Annotated in this window: 14 protein-coding genes; 3 read left to right on the forward strand and 11 right to left on the reverse strand. The window is 64.6% G+C overall.

Annotated elements, in window-relative coordinates:
* Nucleotides 1-10 precede the first annotated feature (10 nt).
* From O0K41_RS09225 to O0K41_RS09260, 8 genes are all read right to left on the reverse strand, one after another.
* The gene (locus O0K41_RS09225; protein WP_164221734.1) at nt 11-2032 is read right to left on the reverse strand and encodes an acyltransferase family protein; all 2022 of its coding nucleotides are present in this window, start codon (nt 2030-2032) and stop codon (nt 11-13) included.
* 194 nt (nt 2033-2226) lie between these two features.
* Nucleotides 2227-5142, reverse strand: a complete 2916-nt coding sequence (locus tag O0K41_RS09230; protein ID WP_164221736.1) for an autotransporter outer membrane beta-barrel domain-containing protein — start codon at nt 5140-5142, stop codon at nt 2227-2229.
* A 180-nt stretch (nt 5143-5322) separates the two neighbouring features.
* The gene (locus O0K41_RS09235; protein WP_164221737.1) at nt 5323-5913 is read right to left on the reverse strand and encodes a hypothetical protein; all 591 of its coding nucleotides are present in this window, start codon (nt 5911-5913) and stop codon (nt 5323-5325) included.
* Between the two features lie 85 nt (nt 5914-5998).
* Nucleotides 5999-7108 carry a fimbrial protein gene (locus O0K41_RS09240; protein WP_239503546.1) on the reverse strand — a complete coding sequence of 370 codons (1110 nt, stop codon included), beginning with the start codon at nt 7106-7108 and terminating at the stop codon, nt 5999-6001.
* Entirely contained in the window at nt 7105-7890 is a 786-nt protein-coding gene (locus O0K41_RS09245) for a fimbrial protein (RefSeq protein ID WP_308304491.1), read from the reverse strand. The genes O0K41_RS09240 and O0K41_RS09245 overlap by 4 nt, the downstream gene beginning before the upstream one ends.
* Before the next feature lie 341 nt (nt 7891-8231).
* Nucleotides 8232-9233, reverse strand: coding sequence for a fimbrial protein (locus tag O0K41_RS09250; protein WP_108270238.1), 1002 nt, complete (start codon nt 9231-9233; stop codon nt 8232-8234).
* A 57-nt stretch (nt 9234-9290) separates the two neighbouring features.
* Complete coding sequence (locus tag O0K41_RS09255; RefSeq protein ID WP_099605830.1) at nt 9291-9800, reverse strand: fimbrial protein; 510 nt, start codon at nt 9798-9800, stop codon at nt 9291-9293.
* A gap of 38 nt (nt 9801-9838) precedes the next feature.
* On the reverse strand, nt 9839-12295 hold the full coding sequence (locus O0K41_RS09260) for a fimbria/pilus outer membrane usher protein (RefSeq protein WP_204310887.1): 2457 nt from the start codon (nt 12293-12295) through the stop codon (nt 9839-9841).
* A 418-nt stretch (nt 12296-12713) separates the two neighbouring features.
* Between O0K41_RS09260 and O0K41_RS09265 the strand changes: the two genes are divergently transcribed.
* The 3 genes from O0K41_RS09265 to O0K41_RS09275 all read left to right on the forward strand — a co-directional run bounded on the left by O0K41_RS09265 (nt 12714) and on the right by O0K41_RS09275 (nt 14905).
* Entirely contained in the window at nt 12714-13229 is a 516-nt protein-coding gene (locus O0K41_RS09265; RefSeq protein WP_049451400.1) for a fimbrial protein, read from the forward strand.
* Between the two features lie 55 nt (nt 13230-13284).
* Nucleotides 13285-14007, forward strand: a complete 723-nt coding sequence (locus O0K41_RS09270; RefSeq protein WP_049451438.1) for a fimbria/pilus periplasmic chaperone — start codon at nt 13285-13287, stop codon at nt 14005-14007.
* A 487-nt stretch (nt 14008-14494) separates the two neighbouring features.
* Complete coding sequence (locus O0K41_RS09275) at nt 14495-14905, forward strand: hypothetical protein (protein ID WP_108270236.1); 411 nt, start codon at nt 14495-14497, stop codon at nt 14903-14905.
* Nucleotides 14906-15145: 240 nt separating this feature from the next.
* Here O0K41_RS09275 and thiL read toward each other — a convergent pair whose 3' ends face one another.
* The 3 genes from thiL to ribH form a co-directional block, all read right to left on the reverse strand.
* On the reverse strand, nt 15146-16108 hold the full coding sequence (gene thiL, locus O0K41_RS09280; RefSeq protein WP_108270235.1) for a thiamine-phosphate kinase: 963 nt from the start codon (nt 16106-16108) through the stop codon (nt 15146-15148).
* Nucleotides 16109-16308: 200 nt separating this feature from the next.
* Nucleotides 16309-16788 (reverse strand): transcription antitermination factor NusB, encoded by a 480-nt coding sequence (gene nusB / locus O0K41_RS09285; RefSeq protein WP_005408062.1) that lies wholly within the window; start codon nt 16786-16788, stop codon nt 16309-16311.
* A complete protein-coding gene (gene ribH, locus O0K41_RS09290) occupies nt 16785-17252 on the reverse strand; it encodes a 6,7-dimethyl-8-ribityllumazine synthase (RefSeq protein ID WP_005408061.1) in 468 nt (155 codons plus the stop codon). Before ribH ends, nusB begins: the two co-directional genes overlap by 4 nt.
* Between the last annotated feature and the right edge of the window lie 149 nt (nt 17253-17401).

Consider the following 17401-nt stretch of genomic DNA (forward strand, 5'->3'; position numbering starts at 1 on the left):
ATGCCCGGCGCTACCGGGGCGCGCTGCCTACGCTGTCGATGAGGGTCTGGCGGAAGCTGGGCAACAGCACGCGATTACCGTGCCCGCTCAGATGGTCATTGTCGAAGAACAGGGGTTCACCGTCTTCCACCGCCGAACAGGTGTCTGGCCCGCACAGCAACGGCAGCGGATCCCACACGGTCAGTGACGGGTAACGTGCGACCAGGTCCGCCAGCAGTGCCATCTGCGGCACGCGCAGCATTTCCAGGTCCGCACGCGGCATGCTCAGACCGCCGGCACAAGCCGGATTGCGGCGATTGAACCGGTCCGAACAGCGGTATGCACCTGCCTTGAACAGCGGTAGCGGTGCGTCGATCACCACGTGTACGCCCAGCGTCTGCAAACGCCCAACAACATGATCAGCCTCATCGTGCGCGGCCTGCGCATCGGTCGGGGTACGCTCGGCAAGCAATTGACGATAGACCTGCTGCGCATCCTGCTGTTGCCAGTCGAATCCGCGCAGCTCCGGCATGCGCAATGCCGCAAGCAGCACGATGTCACCAGGACGTGCCTCGCTCTCGATGGTCGACAGCGCGTCCTCAATGAAGTCCTGGCAGTCGGCCGGGCTGGCCCGCAGCAGGTTGACGAAGCTGCAACCGCCGCGATCCTGCTGGCGCACCTCCATGCCGGTCTGGCGCGCGACCATGCTGGTCATGGTGCGATACGCCGCTGCATGCGAGTCGCCCACCACGAACAGGCGCCGCCCTTCAAGCGCTGGCGCACTCACCGGCTCCAGCGGTCGCCAGGCCGGGTAGCGGCGCGCCTGCCATGCATAGCCGTCGCGGGTAACGCTCAGCGAGACCTGCTCGTGGTACTCCACCGTGGCCCAGGCGCCTGCGCCGCATAGCGCGACCACTGGCAGCGCCATCCCCAGCACCTTGGCCGGTGCCAGGCTCAGCAGTGATGCCGCATTCCGCAGTGGACGCTCGATGAAGTGATACGACACGGCGGAGACCGCCAGCAACAACACCGGATACAGCCACAGCGCGACGCCATGCAGGCCATACGTCCAGCGCAGCAGCACCAGCAGTGGCCAATGCCACAGGTACAGCGAATAGGACAACCGGCCCAGGTAGGCCAGCGGTGCGCAGCCCAGCGCGCGCTCAATGCGCGATGTACCTGGTGCCGACACGCTCGCCAACAGCATCAACGTACCGGCCGTGGTGGCCAGCACGCCCGGCACCGGCATCGCCAGCTGCGGTGCGATCACCACGCCTGCACCCAGCAGCACCAGACCGACCACTGCAACCGCATCACCGCTCCGGCCCGGCGTACGCGTGCGCATCCACTGGTAGAGCAGCGCGCCCGCAGCCAGCTCCCAGAACCGCGCCGGCAGCAGGTAGAACGCTGCCGCCGGCGCCGTCTGCGCCTGCCAGCCTGCCCACGCCAGCGACAGCAGGGTGAGCACCGGCAACAGCCAACGCGACCACGGCCAGCGCTCACGCCCACGCAGCCACACGAAGAACAGCAGCGGGAAGATCAGATAGAACTGCTCCTCCACACCCAGCGTCCACGTATGCAGGAACGGGTTGAGTTCGGCGCCCGGTGAGAAGTAATCGTCCTGCTGGCCCGCCAGCACGATGTTGCTGAAGCCGACCAGCGCGGCCCAGCCGGTCTGGTCGAACTGCTCATTGCGCCACGCGCGGGGAATGAACAGCGCCGACAGCACGAAGGTGGCCATCAGCATCACCAGCAACGCCGGCAACAGGCGCAGCACACGGCGCCGGTAGAAATCGAGCAGCATCGCGCCCAGCGACGCATGGGTGCGCGAGGCCAACGACTGGCTGATCACGAAGCCGGACACCACGAAGAACAGGTCCACACCGGTGAAGCCACCGGGCAGCCACGTCGCATTGGTGTGGAAGACCACGACGGCCAGCACCGCCAATGCACGCAGGCCATCGATGGCGGCGTTGTGGGAGCGTTCGGGAGGGGACATGCAGGCAACCGGCAGAAGACAGGGCGGCAGCATCGCCACCGTTTGCGCAGTCATTCAATGGATAATCGCGACAGACATGGACATCGTTCAGGTCCGGTCCCGGAGCGACGCGATTGTAGAGCCGAGCCATGCTCGGCTGCTCTTCGTTCAGATCGCGATGAGCCGAGCGTAGGCTCGGCTCTACGGCAGCAGCCAGGGGGCAGAGCCCATTGCCATGGCAATTGGATCCGACCCCGCTGCACGTCCGCTTACCAGGCCATGCGCAGGCCCAGCTGGCCGCCCACATTGCGGTAGCCGTAATCACCGCGCTGCACGCTCACGCCCCCCCACGCGCCCCAGCGCTGGCCCAGCTTCAACTCGGCACCGGCCTGCACCTCATAACGGTTGCGCGGCACGTCTGCGCCCAGCGTGTCACCGTTGAACTGCAACGTGCTGGTGCCGCTGCCACGCAGCCAGTTCACGCCCAGGTACGGCTGCACCGTGTTGCCGGCTGCAGTGCCATGGCCAAACACGCGCACGCCCAGACGCCCGCTCAGGCCGCCAGCATCGGCATGGTCGATCACCGTGCCATTGCTCTCCACGTGGCGATCGGCGCGGAAATCGACATAGCTCAGCTGCAGTTGCGGCTGCACATACAGTGCGCTGGCGGTGCCCTGCCACACGTTGAAGGTGTAGCCGGTCTCCAGCGACGCACTGGCCATGCGCGAATCGTAGTGCTCCGGCTCCAGGCCAATGCCCTGCACCCGGTTATCGAAACGGCCGTACTGCAGGTTCGCATCCATGTACGCACCCTGCGTACCGTCAGCCGCCTGCATCCAGGTGCCGTACACACCTACCGCGCTGCCACGCACCCGACCCTTGGCGCTGTAGCCGGTCAGATCGGACACTGCGCTGCTGTCGGCACGCCCCGTGCCCATCATCACGCCGAACGCTGCATTGCCCCGGCGAACCAGGTCAGTGCCAATCTGCAGCACCGAGGTGTTGCCATCAATCGACAGCTGGCCACCGACCGCGCTGAAGTCCGCCTGCTGCCGGCCCACGCGCGCCCATGCGGCACGGCCTTCATCCAGCGAAACGGCACCGATGCGGTCATTCAGACGATGGGAAAACATGTTGATGGCTGCCGACTGGTTGGCCAGGTACGCCCCGGCTTCGGGACGCAGCACCGGCACCGGGTCCACCGGATCCACGGGGTCCACCGGATCGATGGGGTCAACCGGATCAACCGGGTCCACCACACAGCCCGGCGCGGCCGGATTGTCCTTGCAGACATCGAACCATTGCGAACGCAGATACCAGTTGCCATCGGTGGGATCTATCACGCCCCCCTTGAACAGGAAGTACTCATAGGAGCCGCCCACGGCGCGGCCGGCCAGCGCATAGGTTGCCAGCGATGCACCATCCACTTCGATCAGCTGGATGCCATCGGTGGTCTGAGCGCCAACGCCGCCAATGTTCTTCACCGCAATGCTTGCATCGCCCGAAGTATCGCCACGCACATGCAGGCGATCAAAGGCGCTGTCGTCACCGCCCAAGGCGCCCTGGAACAGGAACGTCGCGCCCTCGCTGTGCAGATCACCGTCTACGGTGAGCGTGTTGAATCGGCCACTGCCGTCGGACAGCGCCACACCACTGTTCAGTACGCTCAGTTCGCCCACCGTGGCATCACCGGTCAGTGTCCACTGGCTTCCGCTTTCAATCGCCATCGTCTGCACCAGGTTGGACGTGCCCTGCCACAGCGACCCGTCTGCCAGGCGCACGTGCACATCGGACTGCGGCACCAGACCGGCATCCTCGTCCTCGGGCGTGATGACGATGTCGCCGACCATCTGCGAATGCCCCTGCAACACCACGTCGAAACGCCCCGCCACCGCCGCATCCAGTGCGATGGCAATGCCATTGCCACCCGATACGTAGGCGTTGTTGGACAGCGTCAAACCGGAGTCACGGCTGCTGCGAACCCACACACCACCGTGCTGCACGCTTTCCAGCGCACTGCCGTCGATGCCCAGGCTGCCGTTGTCATTGATCACCGCAGCCCAGGCGCCCTCGCCCTCGGTGCGAATGTGCGAACCGGTCAACGTCATCCCGCCGCTGCCCCCGGTCAGCACACCATGGGCCTGCTGGCCTTCGGTACGGATGATGTTGTCGTCCAGATGGATGCTGCCGCCCTGGCGCGCAACCGCACCAATGGCACCCGCGCCCGTGGTGTGAATCTGGGCCGCACGCGCAGTGATGATCGGGCCGGCGCCGATGCCAGTGAAATCGGCATACAGGCCATGGCTGCTCTCACCGGACGTGGTCACAGTCACGCGGTCCAGATCCACCGTACCGGTTCGGGCATCAATGCCCACCGCACGGTCCCCCTCGCTGATGACGGAACTGCGGGCCATTGCCAGCGTCGAATCGGAGAACATCTTGACGGTTGCGGTCCCGTTGCCGGTGCTGTGGAAGCTGGAGTCCGCCACAGTGACTGCATTGCTGCGACCATTGATGTCCAACGCGATGCCGCTGGCGTTCACCGCGCTTCCTGAAAGATCAAGCTGGTTGTTATCACCCAGCCAGATGCCCGACTCGCCTTCAATCGAAACGCCGGTCAGGGTCATGTTCGCCCCGGTGGCCGACACCGCGCGGCTACCCAGCCCCATCGCCGAGATCGAGCCACCGGTCATGCTGATGTCACCGCCGCCGGCGAGGCCGACCGACGACACGCCTTCCATGCGAATGTTCACATCCTGCAGCGTGGCCTGGCTGCCGGTATGCGCCACAACGCCCATGCCGGTGCCCCTGTTGATGACGTCAGTCGCCGTCAGATGCAGTTCACCGCCCGTCGTTGCCAGCGCGGTGGTGGCACCAAAACCGGTGGTGACCAAAGTCGAGCCATTCAGTTCGATACGACTGCCAGCACCTTCGGCACGGGCCGCGGATGCGCCATCGCCATCGGCACTCACGTTGACCGCACCCAGCGGAACGATGCTGCCGCCATTGAGCGCATGGAAGGCAGGGTTGCCCACACCAGTTGCGCTGTAATCCCCCGCTGCCGGGGTCTGTGCGTCACCGTCTGCAATGACCTGCTGTGCGTGTGCACTGACGGGGATGCCAACGGCGAGCGCCGCCGTCAGTGCGAGGGCCAGCGCCGAATAGCGGATCTGATGGGATTGCATGTCGGGATCTCCTTTTGTCGAGACCGGCATAGTGGATGTCGCGATGAACACCCACCATGCAATTAGTTGCAATGTCGGATGCGACACCGCCGCTGCACATGCGCCACCAAGTTTCGTGAAAAGGAACCTGAGCCTGGCAACCCGGCGTAGTGGTTGCGCGACTGGCCCCCAGCGCCATCCTCACGGCTTCAATACGGGCGCCAGGTAGTAATCGCCGCTGCTGTCCAGCCCGGGATACTCTGGTGACCGCAGCGAGATGAGTCCGGTACGGACGGGGGAGCTGCGCATCAGACCGCCACGCGAAAACACCAGCGCGGTATAGCTGATGACGTACTGCACTCCGTCACCGGCGGTCGTGTCGAACTCCATCTCCAGTTCCTCACCCAGGCGGAGCGGCCTTCGATCCAGCAGATTCCAGTAGACATCGAAAGCCAACAGCACCGAATCGGGAGAGCTGGCATAGGATGCGTACGTTCTTCCCTGGTATTGCAGGTCGCCTGCATACGTCAGCCCTGGCACATCCAAGCGCACGAAGACACTGATGGGCCCACCCGGAAACGCGCAATTCCTCAAGGATGAGCGCCCTCTTTCCTGATCCATGAAGATGCGTGGTTGTACCGGAGCAGCTGCATAAACCGTATCAAGCACAACGTCCGGATAGGCGGTGTAGTGTTCGCATGCCATTGCCGGCACGGATACCAGTGACAAGCCGGCAAGAACGGATCCAAGCAGTGAGCGAAGACGGGTGTAATCGACGATGGCCAGACGCATTGAATATCCTCATCGAAAATCAGCTCATCGTGCCCACCCTCGTCAACGCAGCCCATCGAATCCGTTGCAGATGTCCGACGTGGTCCTACCAGTAGTCCACGTTGAGCACTGCCTCCCCCTTGATCATGCCTGGAACAAGAGCATCCGCGGTGCGGTAATAGCGGGCGGTGAAAGCATGGTCATGCACTCCCCCCGTGCCGGGATTGAAGTGCCAGGCCTGCCCAAACTGCACCTCGCTGCCGCCACGTAGAAGCTGTACACGGACCCCCTTGGCGCCGGAATCCGCTGTAGGGGTCAACAGGCTTCCGGTGTTGCCCGCATCCCCCGCGTCCTTCAACATCAGTTCCGCGCGCGGCACGTTGGCCCCGCACTCCATGCGAACCACCACGATCTTGTCTTTCGCCGTATCCCCCGGCGCGATCAACTCCGCGACGCTGACATCCTGTAGCACTTCCGCGACGTCCCGCACAGGGCAGGTTGTCGGAGGAAACTGCATGTCAACACTGATGGGAAGACTTGCATTGATCGTCGAATGGTCAACGGAGGAAAATTCCAGATCCACCTTCGTCTGGAAGTCCCGCATTCTTTCGCCGCGGCTGTACACGTATGCGATCACGATGAAATTCGTGTTGCCAGGAACACTTGGAAAACTGTTGGAGCCAAGTCGCAGCGGCCAGTACGAACGGTCTCCATCGCTTGCAACAAATCCCAGCAGCGCCGAATCAGGACCAACTTCGTACAGCGGAAGCCGACCTTGGATGGGATACGCGGTGAAGTCCACATCCGAGACCCAACGCAGTGCCGGGCCCACCAGGGTCATATCCAGAGAGTGCTTACTGGAAACGGGGCAACCGCTGGAACTGATATTGGTTCCGTCGTCCCATATCATGCGGACCGTGTCAGGATGCCCGGGCCTGCTCTTGTTGATGACGATGGGCGCTTGTACGGTGAACGTGCAGCTGCTTGCATGGCCCGCCAGGGCAAGCAGCAAGGAAACTACCATGGCGAGGAAAACCCGACGAAACCATCGGCGCGTGTCAGTAGCAGTGTGCAATTGATCAATCTCCTGCCAGTAGCCCGGCGATCGGCGTTCATAGAAGAAAGCGAAGGGGGTGGTGACGCGCCCATTGCTCTTGGCCCGTCCAGGACCATCGATTGGGCCGTGATTGTCCGCTGGCAACTGCAACGCACTCACCAGTAGTCCACGTTGAGCAAGGCTTCGCCCTTGATCAGGCCGGGCACCAACGATTCATTGGTGCGGATGTAGCGCGCGGTAAAGGCAATCTCATGCGTGCCGCCGGCACCGGGCTCGAAACGCCAGATGCGCCCGAAATTCACTTCACGGCCTGCTTGCAGGAGCTGCAACCGCACACCTTTCGCATCTGAATCCGGCGTCGGCGTCAGCTGGCTTCCAGAATTTGTCGCGTCGCCAGCATCGGTCAAGGTGATCTGCGCACGCGGTGCGTCCGAGCCGCAGTTCATGCGCACCGCCAGCGGCTTCTCCTTGGCTGTACTGCCCGGACCAGGCAGTTCCGCCAGCTGCACATTCGGGAGCACTTCCGAAACATCCTGCAGGGGACAGGTTACGGCCGGGAATCGGGGCGCCAGGTAGTAGGCTGCGCTGGAGTCCAGGCCCGGATATTCCGGCGATCGCAACGAGATCTGACCGGTGCGGACACTGGACGTGCGCATGCGCCCACCGCGCGAGAAGACCAGCGCTGTGTAGTTGATGGTGTGCTGGAGCCCGTCACCGGCGGAAGTCTGGTAATCCATCGCCAGCTCCTCCCCGAGACGAAGCGGCTTTCGCTCAAAGATATTGGAGTAGACATCGAAGGCGAGCAGCGCTGAGTCTGGAGAGGACGCATAGGACGCGTAGGTCCGACCTTCATAGTGAAGCTCCCCGGCATAGACAAGCCCGGGAACATCCAGCCTGACGAGCACTGCAATGGGGCCACCGGGAAACGAGCACTTGCGCAAGGCGGACCGCCCTCGCTCCTGCGCCATGAAAACATATGGCGCAACCGGGGCGGACAGATAGACCGAATCAACTACAACATCCGGATAAGCGGTGTAGTGCTCGCATGCCTGCGCGGCCCCTGTAACCAGCAGGAGTGCCGCGAGAAGAATGTACGGTAACGCACAGGGTGGCATGCAGCGGGGAATGGCAGGATGCACAGCGAGTCTCTGACGAATTTCAATTCATCGTCATCGCTTCCACCACACCACGCCATCGAATCTCTTGCAGAACGCCAGGAAAACCGCGGCAAAGATACCGCCTGAATGTGCTGACGCCGCATGGAACCACGACGCTGCCCCCTTTACCAATAGTCGACATTCAGTACCGCTTCGCCCTTGATCTGCCCGGGCTCCAACGCCTCGTTGGTGCGGATGTAGCGCGCAGTGAACGCGATGTCATGCGTGCCACCCACGCCGGGTTCGAAATCCCAGATACGTCCAAAGTTCACTTCACTTCCGCCCTGCAGGAGCTGCACCCGCACGCCTTTCGCATCCGAGTCAGCCGTTGGCGTCAGTTGGCTACCTGAGTTTGTCCGGTCGCCTGCGTCGGTCAAGCTGATCTGCGCACGCGGTGCATCCGTACCGCAGCTCATGCGCACTGCGACGGGCTTCTCCTTGGCGGTACTACCCGGTACGGGCAGTTCCGCCAACTGCACATCCTGGAGCGTCTCCGAGACATCCTGCAGCGGACAGGTCACTGCGGGAAACTGGGGAGCCAGATAGTAGGAGGACGTCAGATCAAGCTCAGGGTGTGCCGGTGATCGCAGCGAGACCTGCCCGGTCCGCACGCTGGACGTGCGCATGCGCCCGCCCCGCGAAAACACCAGCGCCGTGTAGTTGATGGTGTTCTGCAAGCCATCCCCCGCAGCGGTCTCATACGGCAGTTCCAGCTCCTCACCCAAGCGCAGTGGTCTTCGGTCAAAAATGTTCGAGTACGCGTCGAACGCAAGCAATGCAGAATCAGTCCCGGTAGCATAGGAAGCGTAGGCCCGCCCCTGGTACTGAATGTCCCCGACGTAGACCAAGCCAGGAATCTCCAGCCGCACGAAGACCGACACCGTGCCACCGGGCAGTGAGCACTTCTCATATGCGGCCCGACCGCGTTCCTCGGCCATGAATACATTGGCTCCGGACGGCGGGGATGTGTAGACGGTGTCGAGCAGTACATCCGGCTTCGCTGAATACTGCTCGCAGGCCATTGCGGCTCCCGCCGTCACAACGAGCGCCAAGGCAGTGAACAGTTTCGCCGGAATCGATTTGCGCAGCACCATGCCGGTAGATGCAGTGCGAACATGAGCAGACATGCAACATTCTCCGTTATGGACAGTGGCCGCCGCACGTTGCGTGCGCACGGCCATCACTCACTCGTAGTCAGCAGTGACCACGATCTCGGTAGAAACTTCACCCGCGCTCGGCGCTTCGCCGGTGGGCAGGAAATAGGCGGCACGCAGGTCGTAACGCGCGGTGGCGCCAGCCACCGGCACATCGATGCCGGTGTCACCATCCTTCAGATAGTTGCTGCCGGTGGTACCGGACAGCAGCGAGATCGACACGCCTTCGGCGGCATCGCTTACAGCGGTGTTCTTCCAGCGCGTTGCATCGCCGTCGGCGGCGGTACCGGCGAAGGACAGCACGGCCTTGCTTACGCCAACGCAGCCCGCGAATTGCAGCGCCCCGGCCTTGATCTGCGCATCGGCGCCGGGCGTCAGGTCGCTGGCCTTCACCGGGTCCAAGGTGATCGGCGCTGCGGTGAGCGTGCAGGTGCCGGGAAGCACCTTGCCGCTGATGGTGAGGGTGGCGCTATCGGCCAGAGCCAGCGGCGCGGCGGCCAGCAGTGCGGTGCACAGAGTGATGCGGTTGAACAGGTTCATGAAAGAACTCCTTGGGTTGAAAGAATGGAATCAGGACATCAGAACGAGGTGGCTTCGACCGCATCCAGGGCGGCCTGCAGCCCATTACTCGGGGCCGGCAGCGGCGTGCACACCGCCTGGCTCCACGACAGCCCATAGGCATCGGGGGCATCCGGGGTGGTGTATTCCAGGCGGCAGCGATGTGGGCCGTCCGGGTCGACGATCAGCTGGCCCTGTTCGGGTGCGCCACGCAGCTGGATCACACCGCCCTGGCCCACTGCGCCATAGCTGCGGCCGGTCTCATCTTCGATACGCGCGGCAAATGGCAGCGGCTGGCCCAGCGCATCGGTGGCGTCGATGAACAATGTGCGCTCGCGCTTGGCATTGAACGCAACCCGCACGATGCTGCCCGCCGTCGGCGCAATCCGCTGCGAGGTCTGCAGCAGCTCCACATCCATCGGCAGGCCCGACGGGTCCAGCTCGATCTGGTTCCAGCGGTAGGGGCTCACGTGCGGCAGCAGCGCATAGCCGTTGCGACCGATGCGCACGTCGCTGCCGTAGCCGATGCGGGCACCCTGCGCGCCATCTGCCTGTACCAGCGCGAAGCCATCGCCCACCGGCGCACCGAAGTTGATGCCATCGCGGTGCACCACCACACTGCCGGCCGCGCTGGCGTTGAAGGCGTTGTAATCACCCGACCGGCTGTAGCCGGCGGTGACCGTGCCATGCCCACCGCGATAGGACGCGTAGGCATTGGCGCTTCCCGCCCCGTCACTGGAACCGCTGGCAGACAGGCTGTAACTCAGCTGCTGATCGGCACCCAGCGTTCCGTTCAGGCCCAGCTGGCCCTGATCGCCGCGTGCCGAATGGGCTACCTGGGTGCTCAAGCGCGGTGCGCGCGGGGCCGAGCCCAACGGAATGCTGAAGGTCGCCGCATAGCGGGTGTCCTGGCGGCCATCGCCCATCTGCAGGCGCATGGCAGACAGGCTCAGATTGGCGCGGCCCATGCTGGTCTGGAAGCGCAGCTGCAGATCGTTGTGCTGCTGCGCGCTGTCCCAATAGCGCACCTGTCCGCCATTGAGCGAGAGCGTGCTGCGCTCGCCAATACGCTGCGAGAAGTTCAAGCCGCGCGTGCTGTAACGCAGCGCTGCCAAGCCGAAGTTGGTACCCGTTGCGGTGATGTAGCGCTGGTAGTTCAGCCGGAAGCTGTTGCCGGTCACCTGTTCGCCATTGGCCAGGCGTGCGCGCGAATGGGTAACGTCGGCACCGAACGCACCGAGCGGTGTATTGATTGCACCGCCGAACAGTGCGGACTGGAAGTCTTCGGCAATCTGCACCCCGCCCAGCGCGGTGAAATGGTTGCTGATGCCACGTGCGTAGGTGCCTTCGGCAAAGCGCAGTGCTTCACGCACACCGCGTGCATCGCGAAGTTCACCGGCGGTGACGCTGAAGCGGCTGGCGCCCGGCCGCAGCGCCTGCGGCACTGCGGAGAAGTTGACAGTGAACTGCTGCTGGCGGCCATCGGCTTCAGTGACGGTGACGTCCAGGTCGCCACCGAAGTTGGTCGGGTACAGATCTTCGATGGAGAACGGCCCCGGCGCCACGCTTACTTCGTGGATGACGTGGCCATTCTGGCGGATGCTCACCACTGCGTTGGTTTCGGCAACGCCCTGCACCACCGGCGCGAAGCCGCGCAGCGAGTCCGGCAGCATGCGCTCATCGCTGGCCACCCGCACACCGGTGAATGACAGCGACTCGAACAGTTCGCCACCGGTCGTGCCCTGCCCCAACAGCAGCTGGGCATTCCATGCCGGAAGATCGCGCTGCAGCGTGCTGCTGATCACATCATGACGCGAGCCATGGCTGCCCTGGCTGAAGGACGAACGGTGACGCAGCCGCCACGCGCCCAGGTTCACGCCCGTGTTCAGCCCCAGATAGGTCGCCTGCTGGCCCTGGTTGCGGCTGTGGTTGATGTTGTAATCGAAGAAGGCTGCCGTGACGCCGTGGTCGCGCTGTGCAGGTGCCACGTAGCCGCGCGCATCGCGCGCCTGCGCAGCCTGCGGCACGTTCACTAGAAGCTGCAGATTGCTTTCATCGAACTCGACCGTGGCACCGTCGATCAGGCTGGGAAGTGCGACGCAGCCTTCATCATCCTGGTCCAGCTCGGCCAGGAACATCTCCTTCAGCGGCAACTGGCGTACCAGCCCGGCCGGCAGGCACGGGGTTGCCCCCAGAGGTGCCGGCGCCGCCACGAAGGTGATGTCGCGCTTGTCGTGGAACTGGCCATTGACCACCACGTCCAGGGGATACACGCCCGGCTCCATGGGGTTGCCCTGCGCATAGCGCTGCATGTCGATGGCCCGGCCACCAATCAGGAAGCCCTCGCTGAACTGCAGGGACTCATCGCCATGGGCACTGGCATGACCGGCAATCGCCATTGCCACGGCGGCGGCAATCGCCAGCCCCAGTGGACGGCTGGCAAAACGATGCGGCGTGCGGAGATGAAGGAGGCGCATGTGCATGGTTAGCGTCACTCGATGAGGCCGAAGGCGACATCGCTCGTAGTCGAAGTGGACCGAAGCGTAGACAGCGTGCGACCGGCTTCCCATGCAATTTGTTGCAAAGCGACAACGCGCCACGAAACCACGCGGTTTCCAGCCAAGCCACTGTTTCGGCGCAATTCAGGCTTGTTTTCAACAAATGACAGCAGTCAATCGAATGCATTGCAGATGCACCGAACGCCGCATGCGACAGCTTGTCGCAGCCGGAAATGACGCTTCTTAACCGGACGCTGTACCGCAAGCACGGACTCAACTGCCCTGCAAGCACCTTGCAACTAATTGCATATCCACGTGCCGCCCGGCTGGGAACACTGTGCGCATCCGCTGGCTCGTCCAATGCGGATTCCCCTGATTCCCTACCAAGGACACTCCCATGTCGAACCGATTGAACCTGATTGCCGCCGGTGCGCTCGCGCTGGCCCTGTCTCCCGCCGCATTCGCCGAGAAGCTGGAAATCACCGGCGAGCTGATGACCAGCACGTGCTCGGTGGATGCCACCGGCGGCACCATCACCGTGCCGATGGGCAAGGTGGACGTCGCGTGGGTGAATGAAGCCGAGCGTGCCGGCATGAAGAACTTCAGCATCCTGCTGGACTGCACCGGCTCCGGCGCTGCGCAGGATGTAGGTGTGCGCTTTGGCGGCACGCCCGACGGCAGCACCGGCAACCTGGCGCTGACGGCTGCCTCTACGGCCACAAACGTGGGTGTTGCGCTGTACGACGCTTCAGGCAACCACCAGAAGCTGGGCGAGGACCCGCTGCAGTGGGTGAACATCCCGGCTGCCGGCAAGGGCCAACTGGACTACAGCGCCTGGTATTCCTCGCCTGGCAAGAACGCCACGGCCGGCACGGCCAACGCCTCGGGCGATTTCGTCGTGCTTTACAAGTAACGCACACCCGTGCGCGCCACCCCCGTGGTGGCGCGCCTTATTGGAGGACGACCTGATGAAGATCCGTGCAATGACGTGGATGACCGCGCTGCTCGCTGGCGCCCTGGCGCTGCCGGCATCGGCAGCGGTGACGCTGCAGGGCACGCGCATCGTGCATGACGCGGCCCAGGGCCGCGATGTAACCGTGAAGGCCACCAACGGTGGCGACAAGGCCGCCATGGTGCAGGTCTGGATTGACGATGGCGACAGCCATGCACGCCCCGAGAACGTGCGCACGCCCTTCCGCCTGACGCCGGCCGACCCGCGCCTGCTGCAGGCCCACCAGGGGCAGGCGTACCGCATTACTTACGCGCCGCGCCCGTCGGAGACACCGCTGCCGACGGATCGTGAATCGCTGTTCTACTTCAACCTGCTGGACATTCCGCCCAAACCCACCGATGCCGCCGGCAAGAACCTGCTGCAGTTCGCCGTGCGCACGCGGGTGAAGCTGTTCCACCGCCCGGCCGGCCTGCCCGGCAAGCCGCGTGATGCGGCCGGGCAACTGCAATGGCGTGCGCAGGCCGGTGCCCTGCTGGTGAGCAACCCCAGCGCCTACCACGTGACTGTAAGCACGCTGACCCTGCCCGACGGCCGCAAGGTGGAAGCAGAGATGATCGCACCGGGCGCGCAGGTACGTCTGCCGCTTCCGAGTGGTGCGGCGATGCCCGCGTCGGTGACGTTCCAGTGGCTGGACGATTACGGCACGCCACGTGATGCCGAGGCGAAGATCTCCCCTTGAGCGCAGCCTGACGCGCGAGCCGTCTTCTGTAGAGCCGAGCCCATGCTCGGCTGCTTTGCGGCCAGATCGGGCTGAACCCCGTGCATTGCGCTATGAGCCGAGCATGGGCTCGGCTCTACATGCTTTGTCGTAATTGACGCGCTCCCGTGCGCGCGGGCCATCTGCAACGCTTTCGAACTTTCCAACAATTCTCATTGGCAGCGCAGGCGCTTCATGCAAATCATGTGGCGCCACCGACAACGGGTGGCACGGGCTTGCAATCCCGTTTGATCGATGTTGTTTACGCTTGCCTGCCGGCGTCGCCTCCTTCCCCTGTGCCTGGGCGGCGTCGGCAGGCATTCCGTCTATGCCTACATGGCGGACGGTGCGCGGGGGCCTCGTGCCCGCCGGCGTTTCTACATCGGTCACCGGTATTGCAACCACGCACCGTCCGCCACCCTCGCTGTTAAGCAGGGTGGCCCCTTGCCGCTTGCACAAGGACGCCGCCATGACCGCTTCCCCCTACCCGCACTTGTTCGCCACCCTGGGCGAGGCCGCCACGCGCCTGCCCGATGACCTGGCCCGCACGCTGGAAGACACCTTAGTTGCGCTGCAGACCGGTAACAGCCCTGGCGCCATCACCCTGCAGGCCTGCCTGCAGTACATCCGCCAAGGCGATGCCGCCGATGGCCAGCCGTGGCCCGGCAGCAACCGCACACCCGGGCAGCGCCTGGCCTTGGCGCGCATCGACCGCGCCAATGCGGGGCTGAGTTTCCTGCTGGAACTGCTGCACGCCACCGAACGCGTGCGCGTGGACGGGGATATCGACCAGCACATGGATGACGGCGCGCGCGAAGGGCTGTTGCTGGCCTGCCGTGGGCTGGCCGAGTATGTGGATGTGCAGTTGCACGCGGCGTAGCGCTGAGCGATTCAGATACACCCTGCCTCGGTAGGTGTCGACCTTGGTCGACACGGTGTTGCCGCGAGCGGCTGATGCGTGCCAACCAAGGTTGGCACCTACCAGAGCAATGGTGCCTGCGCGACCGTTTGGGCGCGCGCGGCTGACACATTCGTGCCAACCAAGGTTGGCACCTACCAGAGCAACATCGATCTGACCCCACCCCGAAGGTTGGCACCCAGCAGTGCAGTACCGCTGCGGCTACGCGAAGTGCTGGTATCCGCCGTCGGCGGCTTCGCCATCCACGTGTACGCCCTGCCCCTCAGCAATACGACCAATACGGGTGAGCGGCACGTCCAACGATTCGGCCAAATAGTGCAGCGCGTCGCGCTGGTCGGCGGCGGCGGTGAAGCACAGTTCGTAGTCGTCGCCACCGCGAAGTGCGCAGTCGCGTGCACCGTCGCGGCCGAGCAGCTCACGCAGCGCGTGCGAGATCGGCAGCGAATCGGCATCCACATGCGCGGCCACGTTGCTGCGTGTGGCGATATGGCCCAGATCGGCCAGCAGGCCATCGGACACATCCACCGCCGCATGCGCGAAGGCACGCAGGCGCAGGCCCAGGGTCACGCGCGGCGTCGGCCGCAGCAGACGCAGGCGCAGGCTTTCGTAGTCGGCCAGCAAGGTGGCGGTGGTGACGCTCAGTGCCCCCTGCTGCCACAGGCGCAGCGCACCGGCGGCATCGCCCAGCGTACCGCTCACCCAGAGGTCGTCACCCACCTGCGCGCGGTCGCGGCGCAGCGCCTGGCCACGCCCGACCTGGCCCATTGCGGTCACCGACAGCGACAGCGGGCCACGCGTGGTGTCGCCACCGATCAGCGCGATGTCATGCTGGTCGGCCAGTGCGAAGAAGCCATCGGCGAAGGCGTCGATCCAGTCTTCAGAGGCTTCCGGCAGCGACAACGCCAGCGTGCACCACGCCGGGCGCGCGCCCATCGCGGCCAAGTCCGACAGATTGACCGCCAGGGTCTTCCAGCCGATGTCGAAGGCCGGTGTTTCCATCGGGAAGTGCACGCCGCTGTTGAGCGTGTCGGCGGTGACCACCAGCTGTTCGTTGGCGCGCGGCTGCAGCAGCGCGGCGTCGTCACCTATGCCGAGCAGGATGTCGTCGCGCTCGAGGGTACGGGCGCGGATGCGGTCGATGAGGGCGAATTCGGCCAGGGACATGGGGCGTTCCGGCGGGTTGCATGGATGGGCGGCGGGCGCGGATGCCGACCAGGTGAACCGGCTGGGGGGTAGAGTCGACTGTCAGTCGACTGCTCTCCGGTCCGACACTACGACTGCTGATCGAAAGGCAGTCGACTGACAGTCGACTCTACCGAAGCAGATTCCCGCGCCGTTCAATGAACGATGCGGGACGCAGTGGGTCAGTGACCCGATTCGACCTTGCGCCATTCCACGGCGGCACGATCCAGCACGCCGTTGACGTAGGTGTGGCCGTGCTCGGAACCGAAGCGCTTGGCCGATTCGATGGCTTCGTTGATCACCACGCGGTACGGCACGTCCAGGCGGTAGCGCAGCTCGTAGGCGGCCAGGCGCAGCACCGCGCGTTCGATCGCGTCCACTTCTTCGATGCCACGGTCCAGGTACGGGCCGAGGGCTTCGTCGATGTCGCGGCGGTTGTCGAGCACACCGTGCAGCAGCGCTTCGAAGTACGCCAGATCGGCGATTTCGCGGGCCTGCTCGTGGGCGAACTGGGCGATCAGCGACTGTGCGTTGCCGCCGGAGATCTGCCAGGCATAGATGGCCTGCACGGCACGACGGCGGGCGCGCGAGCGCAGCACCGGATCGACGCCATCGCGGCGGACGGGTTTACCGGAGGGCTTGCCCTGGGTGTTCTTGTTCATGGCAGCTGCTCCAGAAGATTGACCATTTCCAATGCGGCGAGTGCGACTTCCTCGCCCTTGTTGCCGTGGCTGCCGCCTGCGCGGGCCTCGGCGTCTTCAACGCGTTCCACCGCCAGCACACCGTTCAGCACCGGCACGCCGAAATCCAGCTGCACGCGCATCAGGCCCTCGGCGCAGCGGTCGGCCACGTGTTCGTAGTGGCGGGTATCGCCACGGATCACGCAGCCCAGGGTGAGGATGGCGGCGTGTTCATGGGCGGCGGCCAGGCGCGCGGCCACCAGCGGCAGTTCCCAGGCACCCGGCACGCGGATCACGTCGATGTTGGCTTCGGTGATACCGTTGCCGGCCAGGCTCTGGCGAGCGCCAGCGACCAGCGTGTCGGTGATGCGGGCATTCCAGCGGCTGGCCAGGATGGCGAAGCGCGCCGATTCGGGAGTGCGAAGATCGCCTTCGAAGTGGCTCATATGCGGCTTGGGGGACTCGATAAGGGGGTAATTCTAGCGTGGATGGGCCCCGGCCGTGGCTGGCGGGGGCGCAAGGGCGTGGCGGCCCCACCGGGGGCCCCCCCCCGTGATTGGGGGGGGGGGGGGGGGGGGGGGGGGGGGGGGGGGGG

The organism is Stenotrophomonas sp. Sm2128, from assembly GCF_030985535.1.
In the GTDB taxonomy this organism is placed as follows: domain Bacteria; phylum Pseudomonadota; class Gammaproteobacteria; order Xanthomonadales; family Xanthomonadaceae; genus Stenotrophomonas; species Stenotrophomonas maltophilia.

What these genes read in the sequence shown, in the direction of transcription:
- O0K41_RS09225 (WP_164221734.1), bottom strand. Translation starts at nt 2,032, where the DNA reads ATGACTGCGCAAACGGTGGCGATGCTGCCGCCCTGTCTTCTGCCGGTT.
- O0K41_RS09230 (WP_164221736.1), bottom strand. Translation starts at nt 5,142, where the DNA reads ATGCAATCCCATCAGATCCGCTATTCGGCGCTGGCCCTCGCACTGACG.
- O0K41_RS09235 (WP_164221737.1), bottom strand. Translation starts at nt 5,913, where the DNA reads ATGCGTCTGGCCATCGTCGATTACACCCGTCTTCGCTCACTGCTTGGA.
- O0K41_RS09250 (WP_108270238.1), bottom strand. Translation starts at nt 9,233, where the DNA reads ATGTCTGCTCATGTTCGCACTGCATCTACCGGCATGGTGCTGCGCAAA.
- O0K41_RS09255 (WP_099605830.1), bottom strand. Translation starts at nt 9,800, where the DNA reads ATGAACCTGTTCAACCGCATCACTCTGTGCACCGCACTGCTGGCCGCC.
- O0K41_RS09260 (WP_204310887.1), bottom strand. Translation starts at nt 12,295, where the DNA reads ATGCGCCTCCTTCATCTCCGCACGCCGCATCGTTTTGCCAGCCGTCCA.
- O0K41_RS09265 (WP_049451400.1), top strand. Translation starts at nt 12,714, where the DNA reads ATGTCGAACCGATTGAACCTGATTGCCGCCGGTGCGCTCGCGCTGGCC.
- O0K41_RS09270 (WP_049451438.1), top strand. Translation starts at nt 13,285, where the DNA reads ATGAAGATCCGTGCAATGACGTGGATGACCGCGCTGCTCGCTGGCGCC.
- O0K41_RS09275 (WP_108270236.1), top strand. Translation starts at nt 14,495, where the DNA reads ATGACCGCTTCCCCCTACCCGCACTTGTTCGCCACCCTGGGCGAGGCC.
- thiL (WP_108270235.1), bottom strand. Translation starts at nt 16,108, where the DNA reads ATGTCCCTGGCCGAATTCGCCCTCATCGACCGCATCCGCGCCCGTACC.
- nusB (WP_005408062.1), bottom strand. Translation starts at nt 16,788, where the DNA reads ATGAACAAGAACACCCAGGGCAAGCCCTCCGGTAAACCCGTCCGCCGC.
- ribH (WP_005408061.1), bottom strand. Translation starts at nt 17,252, where the DNA reads ATGAGCCACTTCGAAGGCGATCTTCGCACTCCCGAATCGGCGCGCTTC.